The sequence below is a fragment of the Flavobacterium daejeonense DSM 17708 genome (genome assembly GCF_000425425.1).
Classification (GTDB): Bacteria; Bacteroidota; Bacteroidia; order Flavobacteriales; family Flavobacteriaceae; genus Flavobacterium; species Flavobacterium daejeonense.
Genome location: NZ_AUDK01000002.1, coordinates 132,667 through 147,874 on the forward strand (window position 1 = coordinate 132,667; position 15,208 = coordinate 147,874).

Annotated in this window: 11 protein-coding genes; all 11 read left to right on the plus strand. The window is 35.9% G+C overall.

Going from position 1 to position 15,208, the window contains the following annotated elements; genetic code table 11:
- Window positions 1-10: 10 nt before the first annotated feature.
- The 11 genes from ruvA (at window position 11) to H599_RS0102505 (ending at window position 15,162) form a co-directional block, all read left to right on the plus strand.
- Window positions 11-592, plus strand: coding sequence for a Holliday junction branch migration protein RuvA (ruvA, locus tag H599_RS0102455; protein WP_026712658.1), 582 nt, complete (start codon window positions 11-13; stop codon window positions 590-592).
- A gap of 24 nt (window positions 593-616) precedes the next feature.
- The gene (sov, locus tag H599_RS0102460; protein WP_026712659.1) at window positions 617-7,846 is read left to right on the plus strand and encodes a T9SS outer membrane translocon Sov/SprA; all 7,230 of its coding nucleotides are present in this window, start codon (window positions 617-619) and stop codon (window positions 7,844-7,846) included.
- Window positions 7,847-7,928: 82 nt separating this feature from the next.
- Window positions 7,929-8,309 carry a glycine cleavage system protein GcvH gene (gene gcvH, locus H599_RS0102465; RefSeq protein WP_026712660.1) on the plus strand — a complete coding sequence of 127 codons (381 nt, stop codon included), beginning with the start codon at window positions 7,929-7,931 and terminating at the stop codon, window positions 8,307-8,309.
- A complete protein-coding gene (locus H599_RS0102470; RefSeq protein ID WP_035141102.1) occupies window positions 8,302-8,679 on the plus strand; it encodes a VanZ family protein in 378 nt (125 codons plus the stop codon). The genes gcvH and H599_RS0102470 overlap by 8 nt, the downstream gene beginning before the upstream one ends.
- Window positions 8,680-8,824: 145 nt before the next feature.
- The gene (deoC, locus tag H599_RS0102475) at window positions 8,825-9,568 is read left to right on the plus strand and encodes a deoxyribose-phosphate aldolase (RefSeq protein WP_026712662.1); all 744 of its coding nucleotides are present in this window, start codon (window positions 8,825-8,827) and stop codon (window positions 9,566-9,568) included.
- Window positions 9,569-9,585: 17 nt separating this feature from the next.
- Window positions 9,586-11,700, plus strand: coding sequence for an energy transducer TonB (locus H599_RS0102480; RefSeq protein ID WP_026712663.1), 2,115 nt, complete (start codon window positions 9,586-9,588; stop codon window positions 11,698-11,700).
- A gap of 48 nt (window positions 11,701-11,748) precedes the next feature.
- Window positions 11,749-12,129: a DUF2750 domain-containing protein gene (locus H599_RS0102485; RefSeq protein WP_026712664.1), complete on the plus strand. Its 381-nt coding sequence runs from the start codon at window positions 11,749-11,751 to the stop codon at window positions 12,127-12,129.
- A 142-nt stretch (window positions 12,130-12,271) separates the two neighbouring features.
- Complete coding sequence (cyoE, locus tag H599_RS0102490; RefSeq protein ID WP_026712665.1) at window positions 12,272-13,186, plus strand: heme o synthase; 915 nt, start codon at window positions 12,272-12,274, stop codon at window positions 13,184-13,186.
- Window positions 13,187-13,188: 2 nt separating this feature from the next.
- Entirely contained in the window at window positions 13,189-13,776 is a 588-nt protein-coding gene (locus tag H599_RS0102495) for a cytochrome c oxidase subunit 3 (RefSeq protein WP_026712666.1), read from the plus strand.
- Window positions 13,777-13,819: 43 nt separating this feature from the next.
- Window positions 13,820-14,791, plus strand: a complete 972-nt coding sequence (locus H599_RS0102500) for a cytochrome c oxidase subunit 3 (RefSeq protein ID WP_026712667.1) — start codon at window positions 13,820-13,822, stop codon at window positions 14,789-14,791.
- A 20-nt stretch (window positions 14,792-14,811) separates the two neighbouring features.
- The gene (locus H599_RS0102505) at window positions 14,812-15,162 is read left to right on the plus strand and encodes a cytochrome C oxidase subunit IV family protein (protein WP_026712668.1); all 351 of its coding nucleotides are present in this window, start codon (window positions 14,812-14,814) and stop codon (window positions 15,160-15,162) included.
- Window positions 15,163-15,208: the final 46 nt, after the last annotated feature.

Here is a 15,208-nt window from a genome sequence, read left to right on the forward strand (position 1 = left end):
AGATAAATAGATGATTGCGCATTTACAGGGGAAGTTAGTTGAAAAAACACCAACACAGCTCGTTATTGATTGTGGAGGTGTGGGCTATGAAGTTCATATTTCACTGCATACTTATTCATTACTTCCTAATTCAGATTTTGTTAAGGTGTTTACTTATCTTCAGATAAAAGAAGATGCACATACTATTTTTGGTTTTGTGGAAAAATCCGAAAGGGAAATATTTAAAATGTTATTGTCAGTTTCAGGTATTGGAGCCGGAATTGCCAGAACCATGTTGTCGTCATTAGAACCTAAGCAAATTATTAACGCTATTGCTTCGGCTGATGTAAGTACAATCCAGTCAATAAAAGGAATTGGAGGAAAAACAGCGCAGCGCGTAATTTTGGATTTGAAAGAAAAAGTATTGAAATTGTACGATTTAGACGAAGTTTCCATTGCTCAAAACAATACAAACCGTGATGAAGCGTTATCTGCATTAGAAGTTTTAGGTTTTGTAAGAAAGGCTTCTGAAAAAGTGATTGATAAAATTGTGAAAGAGAATCCGGATGCCTCCGTAGAATCGATTATTAAACAAGCCTTAAAAAGCTTATAAAAGCACCGCAAAAAAAAACATTGTATGCATAAAATTTGTATTGTTTGGGCAGTTTTATTATGCAGTTTTGTATCCTTGGCTCAGGTAAATCAGCCGGCTCAGGACACAACTAAAGCAACCTATTCTTTAGGGAAAGTTCAGATGAAAGACCCAAAGAGTATCTTGTCGGCTTATACTTATGATCCTAAAACAGATCGTTATATCTATACGAATTCGGTTGACGGATTTTCAATAAAGTATCCCGTTATTCTAACGCCAAAAGAATATGAAAATTTGGTTTTGAAAGAATCAATGAAGGATTATTTCAAAAAAAAATCGGATGCTATTGACGGGAAAAAAGAAGGAAGTGAAGCCGCTAAAAAAGATTTGTTGCCCAGATATTACGTGAATTCAGGTTTGTTTGAATCTATTTTTGGAAGTAATACCATAGATGTAAAACCAACGGGTTCGGTAGAAATGGATATGGGAGCCCGATTTACTAAACAGGATAATCCTTCGTTTTCGCCAAGAAACAGAACCAATCTGGCTTTTGATTTTGACCAAAGAATTAGTATGAGTCTGATGGGGAAAGTGGGAACCCGATTGAGTGTTAATGCTAATTATGATACGCAGTCTTCTTTTGCTTTTCAAAATCTGTTAAAATTAGAATATGCGCCAACAGAAGATGATATTATTCAAAAAATTGAAGTTGGAAATGTAAGTATGCCTTTAAACAGTTCCCTGATTAGAGGAGCGCAGAGTTTATTTGGGGTGAAGGCGCAGTTGCAATTTGGAAAAACAACGGTTACCGGAGTTTTCTCCGAGCAAAAATCGCAAACAAAAACGGTTGTTTCTCAAGGTGGAGGAACTATTCAGGATTTTGATTTATTTGCCTTGGATTATGATAATGACCGACACTTCTTTTTATCACAATATTTTAGAAACCGATACGATGTGGCTTTAAAAAGTTATCCTTTTATTGACAGTCGGGTGCAAATTACCCGAATTGAAGTTTGGGTAACTAACAAGCAAACACGTTTGAATACCACTTCTAATAACCTTAGAAATGTAATTGCGCTGCAGGATTTAGGAGAATCACAATTAAACGGACTAGATGATAATGAAGTAGTGGTTTTAAATCCTTCCACAGGAATGTTTAATGTTCCTGCTGATACTCCGTCAGATAATGCCAATAATAAATTTGATCCGTCTAAAATTGGTCAGGCAGATGGTTATCTGACAACTTCCATTCGTGAAATGGCTACGGCAGCATCGGGTTTTAAAGTGTCAGTAACCGAAGGACAGGATTATTCCAAACTGGAAAATGCCCGCAAATTAACAACCAATGAATTTACTTACCACCCGCAATTAGGATATATTTCGTTGCAGCAAAGGTTATCCAATGATGAGATTTTAGCGGTGGCTTATGAATATACCATCGGAGACAAAGTATATCAGGTAGGTGAATTTGGAAATGACGGCGTTGATGCTACTTTAGTAACCGGAACTCCTCAAAGTACACAGGCGGTGGTTACCCAAAGTTTGATTTTGAAAATGTTGAAAAGTAATTTGACCAATGTTTCTAATCCGGTGTGGAACCTGATGATGAAAAACATTTATCAAATTCCGGGTGCTTACCAAATTAAACAGGAAGATTTTAGATTTAACATTCTTTATACCGATCCTTCACCGTTAAATTACATTACTCCGGTAGCCGGAAATCCTTTTCCGGTAAATCCTTCTCCGGATGATAAAGTAGCTGAAACTCCTTTGTTGAATGTATTCAATTTGGATAAATTAAATTATAACAACGACCGTCAGGCTGGCGGAGACGGTTTCTTTGATTTTGTTTCGGGATTAACTATGGACACTCAAAACGGGCGAATTATTTTTACCACTAAAGAGCCTTTTGGGGAGTTGTTATTTAAAAAATTATCTAATAATGCCGGTGAAGATTATGCTAATGCTTCCACGTATAATACAAACCAAAGCAAGTATGTTTTTACAGCAATGTATCGAAAAACACAGGCGAAAGCTTTAGAAGATAGTGATAAAAATAAATTTCTTTTACGAGGAAAATATAAATCATCTGCCGGCGACGGAATCCCGATTGGAGCTTATAACGTGCCACAAGGTTCTGTGGTGGTTACAGCAGGAGGAAGAGTTTTAGTTGAAGGTGTAGATTATAGCGTGAATTATCGATTGGGGCGTGTTCAGATTTTGGATCCTTCCCTGCAGGCATCTAACACGCCGATTAATGTTTCTTTGGAAAACAATACCGTTTTTGGTCAGCAAACCAGAAGATTTATGGGGGTAAATGTTGAACATAAATTTTCGGATAACTTTACCTTGGGTGGAACCTTTTTGAAAATGACCGAAAAACCATTTACTCAAAAATCCAATTATGGTCAGGAATCGGTTAATAATACCATTTTTGGGTTTAATACTAATTTCTCTGCCGAAGTTCCTTTCTTTACCAGATTAGTAAATATGTTGCCTAACGTAGATACCGATGTGCCGTCTAATTTATCGGTTAGAGGAGAAGTTGCTTTCCTAAAACCGGGAACTTCTAAAGCCGACCAGTTTCAGGGGGAATCAACTTTGTATGTTGACGATTTTGAAGGTTCTCAGTCCACGATCGATATGCGTTCGGCTTATTCCTGGAGTTTGGCTTCAACACCTGAAAATAATACGAACAGTACGTATAATTTTAATGCTTCGGCAAATGATTTAAGTTATGGTTTTAAAAGAGCCAAATTGGCTTGGTACACCATCGATCCGATTTTTTATGTTCAAAGACCATCGGGAATTTCAAATGATGATATTTCGTTAAACGCTACCAGAAGGATTTATAGTGAAGAATTGTATCCTAATCTGGATATTGCGCAAGGGCAAACACAGGTAATTAACACCTTGGATTTGTCTTATTTTCCATCCGAAAGAGGACCGTATAACAATAATTCCAGTTTTAATTTGACTCCCAAAGAAAATTACGGAGGGATTATGCGTTCCATCAGTTCCACGAATTTCGAACAGGGGAATGTGGAGTACATCCAGTTATGGGTTTTAGATCCTTATGTAGGTAATGGAAAATCAGACGCAACAAATACTGGTAAAATTTATTTTAATCTGGGTGAAATTTCAGAAGATATTTTAAAAGACGGAAGAAAACAATACGAAAACGGATTAGGTCCGGATCAGATTATGACTAATCCAAGACCAGTTTGGGGAGATGTTCCGGCTTCGCAATCGTTGATTTATGCTTTTGATGCCGATGCCAATAACAGAAAAAATCAGGATGTTGGTTTGGATGGTTTGACTAATAATGATGAGGCGGCGGTTTATACTAATTTTGCCGGCGAATCTGATCCTGCAGCCGATGATTATACCTATTATTTGAATACTTCCGGAGGTGTTAAAGAGCGCTATAAAAATTATAATGGTGTAGATGGTAATTCGGCTGTTGATATAAACGATCCTAACCGTGGTGCTACTACCGTTCCGGATGTAGAAGACATCAACAGGGATAATACGATGAATACGATCAATGCTTATTATGAATACAGCATTGAAGTTAGACCCGATATGAAAGTGGGTGAAAATTATATTACTGATATTAGAGAAACCACCGTGCCATTACCCAATGGAGGGACAACAGATGCCCGATGGATTCAGTTTAAAATTCCGGTTTCTCAGCCGGAGAATACCATTGGAAACATTAGTGATTTTAGATCTGTTCGTTTTATGCGAATGTTCATGACCGGATTTGAGAATGAAGTTACAGTACGTTTTGGTGCTTTGGATTTGGTTCGCGGCGAGTGGAGAAGATATACCACAACTCTGGATCCTAATGATACCAATGTAGATGATGATAACACCGAATTAGACATTACCGCGGTTAATATTCAGGAAAATGACGAAAGATGTCCGGTAAATTATGTTACTCCTCCGGGCGTTATCCGCGAGCAGTTGTATAACAATAATACGCTGATTAATCAAAACGAACAATCCTTATCGTTAAGAGTTAGCGGAGACGGTTTAGAAACAGAAGATTCCAGAGCGGTTTTCAAAAATGTGAGTGTCGATATGCGTCAGTTTAAAAGACTGAAAATGTTTTTACATGCTGAATCGTTAAAAGGGGAGATTCCGTTAACAGATGACCAAATGGTTGGATTTATTCGTTTTGGTAATGATTTTACGCAAAACTTCTACCAAATTGAGATTCCGTTAAAAGTTACCGCTACAACGGACGGTAATTGTAAATATACCGCCAGTGAAGTTTGGCCGGATGCCAATGAAATTGACTTGGCTTTGTCATTGCTTACCAAATTAAAAATCGAATCCATGAGCGTGGATGCAAGCACTTTGCCATTGGACGGAATTTATTATAAAAATGAAGATGAACTGGATGGAGATTTGGCTAATAAAGTTAACAAACTAAGATTAGGAATTAAAGGGAATCCTAATTTTGGAATGGTGCGTACTTTGATGGTTGGAGTAAAAAGTAATGATACGCGTCAAAAAATTAAAGGAGAAGTTTGGTTTAACGAACTTCGTTTGGCTGAAATGGACAATCATGGCGGTATGGCTGCTGTATTGAATGTGGATACTAATTTTGCCGATTTTGCTACTGTTTCCGCTACCGGAAAAATGAGTACTGTCGGTTTTGGAACTATTGAGCAAGGTCCGAATGAAAGAAGCAGAGAGGATATTCAGCAATACAATATTGTAACTAATATCAATCTAGGAAAGCTGTTGCCTAACAGATGGGGAATTAATTTGCCGTTTAATTATAGTGTAGGCGAAGAAACCATTAAGCCTGAATACGATCCGTTTAATCAGGATATTAAATTGAAACAGCTTTTAAAAGAAACGGATGATGCCGATACTAGAGCAAATTTAAGAAACCGCGCCATTGATTATACGAAGCGTACCAGCATTAATTTTATTGGGGTGAGAAAACAAAGAAGTGCCGAGCAAAAACCACATGTTTATGATCCGGAGAACTTTACTTTTTCGCAATCGTTTAATAAAGTGGAGCGTCATGATTATGAAATTGAAGACTATTTAGATCAGCAGGCAAGTACAACCGTAGATTATGCTTATAGTTTTGAAAACAAACCGGTAGAGCCTTTCAAGAAAACAAAATTCATGAAGAAAAGTAGTTATTGGAAGTTGCTGAGTGATTTTAATTTTAATTATTTGCCATCTAATATTACTTTCAATACTAATATTAACCGTCAATACAATCGTCAGCAATACAGACAGGTGGATAATGTTCCCGGCTTAGAGTTGCAACCGTTGTACCGCCGAAATTTTGGTTTTAATTATAATTATGGTTTCAACTTTAATTTAACAAAATCATTAAAATTCAGTTATGCGGCTTCAACCAATAATTTGGTTAAGAATTATTTGGATGATAGCGATCAGCCAATAGAAGATTTCTCTATTTGGGACAGCTATTGGGATATTGGAGATCCAAACCGTCATACCCAACAAATTATTTTGAATTACGATCTTCCAATTAATAAGATTCCGTTGTTTAGTTTTGTGAAGGCAAATTATTCTTATACGGGAGATTATAGTTGGCAAAAATCAGCTAATGCATTGTCGGAAATTGTTGTGGATGGAATGAATTATAACTTAGGGAATACAATTCAAAATGCCCGAACTAATAATTTGAATGCCAGTTTCAACATGGATATGTTGTACAAATATTTAGGATTGTCTCCAAAAGCTAAAACTCCGGTTAGAAAAGCGCCTGCTGTTGCACCTAAACCAGGACAGAAAATTACCGCCGCTCCTAAACCTCAGGTTCAGTCTAATCCGTTTGTGGACGGATTATTAGGTGTGCTAACCAGTGTTAAAAATATTCAGATTAATTATTCGGAAAATAGCGGAACGCTCCTGCCGGGTTATACACCAAGTATTGGTTTCTTAGGTTCTTCAAGACCTTCGTTAGGATTTATTTTTGGCAGTCAGGACGATGTGCGTTATGAAGCGGCTAAAAATGGTTGGCTGACCAATTATCAGGAATTTAGCCAAAATTACACGCAGGTAAGTAATAAGGTATTGCGTGCTACGGCTAATGTGGATTTGTTCCCGGATTTCAAAATTGATTTGAATATGGACCGATCGTTTTCGGAAAATTATTCTGAACAGTACGATGTTTCAGCCGACGGAACGTACAACTCGCGTTCACCATACAATTACGGAATGTTTTCTATTTCGACAGTCTTAATCAAGACGGCTTTTTTACAAAGTGACGAAAATTCTTCGGCTGCTTTTGATGATTTTAGAAGTAACCGACTTACAGTAGCTAATAGGTTAGCTGCTGAACATCCTGAGCTTTATGCAGGAGGTATAATTCAAAGATATGATGCAGCATCGCTTCCTGCTGAGAATCCAGCCGCAGATGAAACTGATTTGGCGAATCCTAACAATCCGGAGCGAAAAAGAATTATTGTAAATGATGGATATCCGATAGGTTTTGGAAAAAATAATCAAGCGGTGTTGTTGCCGGCCTTTATAGCAGCTTATTCCGGAACGGATGCTTCAAAAGTTTCGACGGGTATTTTCAGAAATTTCCCGATTCCTAACTGGACGATAAAATACAATGGATTGATGCGTTATGAAACTTTTAAAAAAACTTTCAAGCGTTTTTCTTTACAACACAGTTACAGGGCTTCTTATACCATTAATCAATTCCGTTCTAATTTTGATTATGATAATGATTCGTCAGGAATGGATGATAGCGGAAATTTTTACAACAAAACACTTATTTCGAATGTCAATTTAGTGGAGCAGTTTAGTCCTTTGGTGCGATTGGATTTCGAATTGAAAAATTCCTTAAAAGTGCTTACCGAGATTAAAAAGGACCGCGCTTTGTCGATGAGTTTTGATAATAATTTATTGACCGAAGTAAAAGGAATTGAATATATCGTAGGTTTGGGTTATCGCTTTAAAAATGTGGTTTTCTCTTCCCGATTAGCTGATAATCCTACGGGGGTTATCAAAGGAGATATTAATTTAAAAGCCGATTTGTCATATCGAAACAATCAAACGATAGTGCGTTATTTGGATTATGATAATAACCAATTGGCTGGCGGGCAAAATTTATGGTCTTTGAAAGTAACAGCTGATTATTCGTTTAGTAAAAACCTTACGGCGATTTTCTATTATGACCATTCATTTTCAAAAGCAGTAATATCGACTTCGTATCCGATTACGAATATTCGTTCCGGATTTACACTTCGATATAATTTTGGTAATTAATTTGTGAAATCTACATATAATTTAAGTTGAAGATTGTTACATTTGCCAAAAAAATAAATTTCATATTTCAAATACTATTATTATGAGCATACCAGCAGATTTAAAGTACACTAAAGACCACGAATGGGTAAGTTTAGACGGAGATATTGCAACAGTTGGAATTACACATTTTGCCCAAAAAGAGTTGGGTGATATTGTTTATGTAGAAGTAGAAACTTTAGATCAAACTCTTGATAAAGATGAAGTTTTTGGTACTGTAGAAGCTGTTAAAACGGTTTCGGATTTGTTTTTACCTTTATCTGGCGAAATCATTGAATTTAACACAGGTTTGGAAGATGCACCTGAATTAGTGAATTCTGATCCTTACGGAGAAGGTTGGATGATTAAAGTGAAAGTTTCAGATTTAGCTGAATTTGATACTTTGTTAGACAGCGAAGGTTATAAAGCGTTGATTGGTGCTTAAGAAAATTTGCTTGGGAGCAGCACTCGCCTGGACAGGGAATATTATTTATCTCTGTTTGATAAAAGCCAGTGAACTTCCTCAAATAACGATTCCTTATATAGACAAGTACGTTCATGCTATTTTCCATTTTGTATTTAGTTTATTGTGGTTTTATGCTTTTCGTTTTTCATTCAAAATGGTTCATCGTGTAAAATTATTAAGTATCGTTTTTGTAATGTCTTTGGTTTTCGGAATTGCAATTGAGCTTTTTCAAACCTATTTAATGGTAACCCGAAACGGAGATGCAGTTGATGTTTTGGCAAATTCTACCGGAGCATTACTGGCAATTTTAACCATACAGATTTTGAATAAAAAATTCAATTGTAAATAAAGAAATCCTGCTTCGGCGGGATTTTTTTATTGATAACTTTGTTTTCGTCATTCAGTTGCATTTGATTTCATCAAAAAGAACAGAACAGGAATCCATTTAAAATTTAAATGTATTTTTGTGTAAACACCAACCTAAAAGCTGAAGTATGGATATCAGGTCGTATATAGATTCTACGTATTTAAAAACGTTTTCACAATCCGGACTAAATGAGGAACGAAATCAGGAAGTCGTAGCAACTTTGGTTGAAGAAGCCATTAGGGAAAGCTTTAAGTTGGTGATGATTCGACCCGAAATGGTGTCATTGGCTAAGCAAATGATTGTGAATGCGGCTTCGAATGTAAAAGTGGGAACGGTGATTGATTTTCCGGAAGGAAATGCAACTATTGAAGTAAAATTAAAAGAGGCTGCTCAGGCTATTGCCGACGGTGCTGACGAATTGGATTTTGTTTGTAATTACGAAGCTTTTAAAAACGGAGCTGTCGATTTAGTCAAAGGCGAAATTTTGAGAGGGACTCAACTGGCTTTGACCAATCATAAAATTATAAAATGGATTATCGAAGTAGCAGCGCTGACCGATAAACAAATTATTCAGCTTTCTGCTTTGATTAAAAATGTGGTTATGGCTCATTTTAAAGAAGCTGATTATTCGGCTGTTTTTGTGAAATCTTCTACAGGATTTTATAAAATGCCTAATAATGAACCTAACGGAGCGACTAAAGAAGCGATTATAATGATGTTAGAAAATGCTTCGCCACTTCCGGTAAAAGCAGCCGGAGGCGTTCGTACTTATGAAGAGGCGGAGGCGATGATTAAACTGGGTGTTAAACGTATCGGGACTTCATCGGCTTTAGCAATTGTTAACGGAGGAAAAGTGCAAAAAGGATATTAAGATTTAGATTAAAATATATGAAAAAAAGCTGGCTGGTTTTGTTTTTTACTTCCGTTTTGGGTTTTGCCCAAAATACAAATTTGAATTCTTTAGGTACCGTTAATACTTCCCGTTTTCCGGTTTTTTCAAGTTGTGAAAATCTGGAAAATCAGGAATTGCAAAATTGTTTTTATACCGAAGTGCAGGATTTTGTTTTTCAGAATTTTGTGGTTCCTGAAGATTTAGTTCGAAATAATTTCAAAGGAAATGTAAAAGTGCTTTTTGAAGTCAATGCCAAAGGGGTTTTCAAAGTGATTTATGTGAACGCCGTTGACGAAAAATTAATTGAGGAAACCAAAAGAGTTTTTTCAAAATTTCCAAAAATTACTCCGGCAACATATAATGGAAAACCGGAATATTCGAAATATAACATAACAATAGCCATACCATTAAAAAGTGCTGCGACTCTGGCAGCTGAGAATTTGGCGAAAGCCGATATTCTTAGAAATACAACCCAACAATTGACCGAATTGGATAGCATGGTATATCATAAATATAATAATCCGGAGTTAGAAAGTCATTTAAATATTCCTTTTTCACATAGCTATTATGCACAATTTGATGCTGCAATTAATCAAGTAGGAAGTAATAATCATACCGCTTCAAAGCCTTATACGTATGCAGAAGTAGCTAAATATTATGATTTTAAAAAAGTCAATGAGCAATTGAAGAAACAAACTACCGGCTGGTGGACCCGAAAATTATGGAATGAAAACACGGTTGAGATTAAAGGAGAAGATTATTGGTTTACGTTAAATCCGGTTTTTGATTTGCAGTTAGGGAGGTCTTCCGGGAATACCAATGTGAATACTTTTGTCAATACCCGAGCCATTAATTTTAGAGGAGGTTTAGGTGATAAGCTTAATTTTTCGACTACTATTTTTGAAAGCCAGGGGCGTTTTGCGGATTATTATAACCAATATGCCGAATCGATTAAACCTTCGGGGGGAAATCCGGCGGTTGTTCCGGGAATTGGGATAGCCAAAGAATTTAAAACGGATGCTTATGATTTTCCGATGGCAGAAGCCAATATTACTTTTACTCCCAATAAATTTATGGATATGCAATTGGGATATGGCAGAAATTTTATTGGTGATGGTTATCGTTCTTTGTTGGAAAGTGATGGCGCGAGTCCGTATCCTTATTTTAAGCTGAATACAAAGTTTTGGAAGATAAAATATACAAACACTTATATGTGGCTCAAAGATATTCGTCCGGAAGTAACGGAGGATAAAACCTATGCGACTAAGTTTATGGCGAATCATTATTTGAGTTGGAATGTGTCCAATCGATTGAATTTAGGATTTTTTGAATCGGTGGTGTGGACGAATGGAAACGACAGAGGTTTTGATGCCAGTTTTGTAAATCCGATTATTTTTTATCGCGCGGTGGAATTTGGGTCTTCTTCTAAGTCGGGGAATGCCTTACTTGGTTTGACATTTAAATACAAATGGAATAATCAGCTTAATTTTTACGGACAATTTCTCTTAGACGAATTTTCTTTGAATGATATTAAAGAAGGCAATAATAGCTGGAAAAATAAATATGGCTATCAAGTAGGTGCAAAATATTACAATGCATTCCATGTGCCAAATTTGTTATTGCAAGTGGAATATAATAGAGTGCGACCTTATGTGTATTCGCACAGTGAACCAATTACTAATTACGGACATAATAACCAAAGTTTAGGGCATCAGTGGGGAGCTAATTTTGGCGAATTCATCGCTATTGCCCGTTACCACCAGGGAAGATGGTTTGCTGATTTGAAAGTAACCAGTGCTATAAGAGGATTTGATTTTGTCGCTTCGGGAGCCAATTCTAATTACGGAACGAATATTTATCGTGATTATGATGAAGAGCGTTTTGCTAATTCAGGTGTAAAAGTGGGGCAAGGAAATAAAACCAATTTTTTCATGACCGATGTTCAGGGCGGTTATTTGATTAATCCGTCCACTAATTTGAAATTATTTGCGAGTTATATCTACAGGGATTTCAACCCAATAGAAAATACAACTACAGTATTTAAAGAAAGCACTCATTGGTTTTCAATTGGAATACGCTCGGATATTTTTAACTGGTATTTTGATTATTGATAGTATATTCAAAATCGTAGTTTGGCATTAATTTTAATAAAAAGAGATATGAATGATAAAGAAATTGAAAGCGTATCAAATTTAGAGCCTTTTAAAAGGTATCAATATTTTATTAAAAAGATTGCAGATTTTGAAGAATTGTGGACGATAATTAATGGTAGTGGAGATTTTGCTCTTTCTGATATTGACGGTAAAGTATTGATTTCATTTTGGTCTGCTAAAGAATTCGTTAATTCGAATTTAAATAATGGATGGGAAAATTGCAGACCTAAAAAATTAACACTGGGAGATTTAGAGGATGAAATATTTGATTTAATAGCATCTGAAAATTATTTAATTAATGTTTTTCCTGTGAATGGAAAATCAGGTTTTGTGGTTGGTTTAGATGAGTTTGCAAGAGATTTAAGCGATGAATTAGAGAATTATTAGTTTTTTCAAGGGGCTTATTAAGTTAATGTTTAAAAATATTATTCTAAAACAACTTAAATTTTTCTTCAACAATATTTTATGATTAGTTTTTTGTCAATTCCCTTTTGATGCGTTACTTTTGCAGCAGTTTTACAAAAACCTAATGAAAACGGCATTGAGCACAACTACACATACAGTTTCCCTGAAATCAATTTTTACCGATTTTAAAGAAATCACTAAGGCAGGATTAGCCATTAGTGTGTTGTTTTCGTCTATTGCGGGTTATCTTTTAGGTTTTAATGATGCGCAACCTTTTGAGTGGTCGGTGTTATTAATGCTTTGTGTAGGTGGTTATTGCATGGTAGGGGCTTCCAATGCTTTCAATCAGGTAATCGAAAGAGATTTGGACGCCTTGATGGATCGAACTAAAAACCGTCCGGTGCCTTCAGGAAGAATGGCGCCAAATGTTGCTTTGGTTGTGGCTAGTTTACTGACCATTGCGGGAATTACATTGTTGTATATGATTAATCCTAAAACAGCGATGTTTGGGGCGATTTCCATTTTTTTATATACCAGTGTTTATACGCCGCTTAAAACCATTACTTCTTTATCGGTATTTGTGGGGGCTTTTCCGGGAGCGATTCCTTTTATGTTAGGCTGGGTGGCTGCGACTGGTGATTTTGGAATTGAGGCCGGGACTTTGTTTTTGATTCAGTTTTTCTGGCAATTTCCTCATTTCTGGGCTATTGGCTGGTTTTTATATGATGATTATGCGAAAGCCGGTTTTTATATGTTGCCAACGGGTAAAAAAGATAACGGAACGGCTTTGCAGGTAATTTTATATACGATTTGGTTGATTATTGCTTCGCTTTTGCCAAGTTTAGGTTATACCGGAAAATTGTTTATTTCTCCTTATGCGGCTGTTGCGGTATTTTTATTAGGACTTTGGATGCTGTATTATGCAGTGCGATTGCATAAAATAAAAACAGCAAAGGCGGCCCGAACCTTAATGTTGGTGAGCGTATCGTATATTTCCTTGTTGCAATTGGTTTATATAATTGATAAATTTTTAAGATAGTTATGAGTGTTTCAATCACAGCGGAAGAGCAAAAAGAGCGAAGTGCAAAATCGTCCAAAATGATTTTGTTGTTTGCAATGGTGAGTATGTTTATGATGTTTGCCGGATTGACGAGTGCTTTTATTGTAAGTAAGTCAAGGGTGGACTGGTTGAATAATTTTCAATTACCAACGGCTTTTTACTTTAGTACGGCAGTTATTTTGGCTTGTAGTGTAACTTTTCATTTGGCTAAAAAAGCAATTCAGCAGGATAACCGTTCTAAAACTACGGCGATGTTGTTAGCTACATTGGCTTTAGGTGTTGTATTTGTGATTTCACAGTTTGCTGGTTTTGGACAAATCATCGAAAGTGGTTATTATATGACCGGAGAAGGGAGTTCGATAACAGTAACTTTCTTATATATTATAGCGTTTATGCACTTGCTGCACCTGGCGGGAGGGATAATTTCGCTTTTAATCATAATTTATAATCATTTTAAACAAAAATACAATTCAGCTCAAACTCTTGGTATAGAACTAGGTGCGATGTATTGGCACTTTCTGGACTTACTGTGGGTTTTATTATTTTTATTTATATATTTCTTTAAATAAGAAAAAAACGTAAATTTGGGAACTTTTTAACGAATATCTTTATATGGAAGCGACAGTTACTACTGCAAATAACGAAGGAACAACTTGGGGAGGCGGCAATGAGCCAATGAGAGCAAGTTATGGTAAAATGATGATGTGGTTCTTTATCATGTCTGATGCCTTGACTTTCTCGGGATTTTTAGCAGCTTACGGTTTTTCAAGATTTAAATTTATTGAAACTTGGCCATTGGCCGATGAGGTGTTTACGCACTTCCCATTTATGCATGGAGTTTCTGCTCCAATGTACTATGTGGCATTTATGACTTTTATTTTGATCTTCTCATCTGTAACAATGGTTTTAGCTGTTGATGCAGGTCACCAAATGAAGAAAAATAAAGTGACACTTTACATGTTTTTAACTATTATTGGGGGTTTAATTTTCGTTGGTTCTCAAGCTTGGGAGTGGAAAAACTTCATCAAAGGAGAGTACGGAGCTATTGAAACAAAAGGAGGAAGTGTTCTTCAGTTTGTTAAAGATGGTAAACAAATTGCTCTTGCTGATTTTGCAGTAAAGTTGCCTGAAGAAAGGGAGCAATTGTCAAGAAGCCGTGCAACATGGTTTATGGAAGAATCAAGCTTGCCTTCTTATTCTGTAGCTGAAATTCAGGCTGGTTTCAAAGCGCATCCTGATGTGTTAATCAGAACGGAATTGATTCATGATAAAAGCAAAGTTATTCTTTCAAGAGCAGAATCTGAAGTAAGATTAAAAGACGCTGCTTATGTTGTTGAAGGGGCTAACTTAGTAAGAAATGAATATGGTAATAAATTGTTTGCTGATTTCTTCTTCTTTATTACTGGTTTCCACGGATTCCACGTGTTCTCGGGAGTTATTATTAATATCGTTATTTTCTTTAATGTGTTGATAGGAACATATGAGAAAAGAAAAAGTTACGAAATGGTAGAAAAAGTTGGATTGTACTGGCACTTTGTAGATTTAGTGTGGGTATTTGTATTTACAGTTTTCTATCTAGTTTAATTTTTTAAAGTTTTTATATTATGGCACACGCACATGAATCAAATGCAGGTAGAATTTGGAAAGTATTTGGAATTTTATCAGTAGTTACAATTATAGAGGTACTTTTAGGGATTTATAAACCAGATGTTATTCATCGTCAGTACTTCCTTGGGTTAAGCTTGTTGAATTGGATTTTCTACGCGCTTACAGTATTTAAAGCTTATTACATTGTTTGGGCTTTTATGCACTTAGAAGGTGAAAAACCTAGCCTTAGATGGTCTATCGTTTTACCTATTGTTTTTCTTGTCTTATACTTACTTTTCATTCTGTTGACTGAAGGGCATTATATTTATGGGGTTTTTAAAGATTCAACCATTAAATGGAATTTTTAACACTATATTAATTCAAAAAAAGGGCACGCTATTGCGTGCCTTTTTT

Bases quoted from the DNA above. Each gene is read 5' to 3' on its own strand.
- H599_RS0102495 (WP_026712666.1), top strand. From the start codon at position 13,189: ATGAGTGTTTCAATCACAGCGGAAGAGCAAAAAGAGCGAAGTGCAAAA.
- deoC (WP_026712662.1), top strand. From the start codon at position 8,825: ATGGATATCAGGTCGTATATAGATTCTACGTATTTAAAAACGTTTTCA.
- ruvA (WP_026712658.1), top strand. From the start codon at position 11: ATGATTGCGCATTTACAGGGGAAGTTAGTTGAAAAAACACCAACACAG.
- H599_RS0102480 (WP_026712663.1), top strand. From the start codon at position 9,586: ATGAAAAAAAGCTGGCTGGTTTTGTTTTTTACTTCCGTTTTGGGTTTT.
- gcvH (WP_026712660.1), top strand. From the start codon at position 7,929: ATGAGCATACCAGCAGATTTAAAGTACACTAAAGACCACGAATGGGTA.
- sov (WP_026712659.1), top strand. From the start codon at position 617: ATGCATAAAATTTGTATTGTTTGGGCAGTTTTATTATGCAGTTTTGTA.
- H599_RS0102500 (WP_026712667.1), top strand. From the start codon at position 13,820: ATGGAAGCGACAGTTACTACTGCAAATAACGAAGGAACAACTTGGGGA.
- cyoE (WP_026712665.1), top strand. From the start codon at position 12,272: ATGAAAACGGCATTGAGCACAACTACACATACAGTTTCCCTGAAATCA.
- H599_RS0102505 (WP_026712668.1), top strand. From the start codon at position 14,812: ATGGCACACGCACATGAATCAAATGCAGGTAGAATTTGGAAAGTATTT.
- H599_RS0102485 (WP_026712664.1), top strand. From the start codon at position 11,749: ATGAATGATAAAGAAATTGAAAGCGTATCAAATTTAGAGCCTTTTAAA.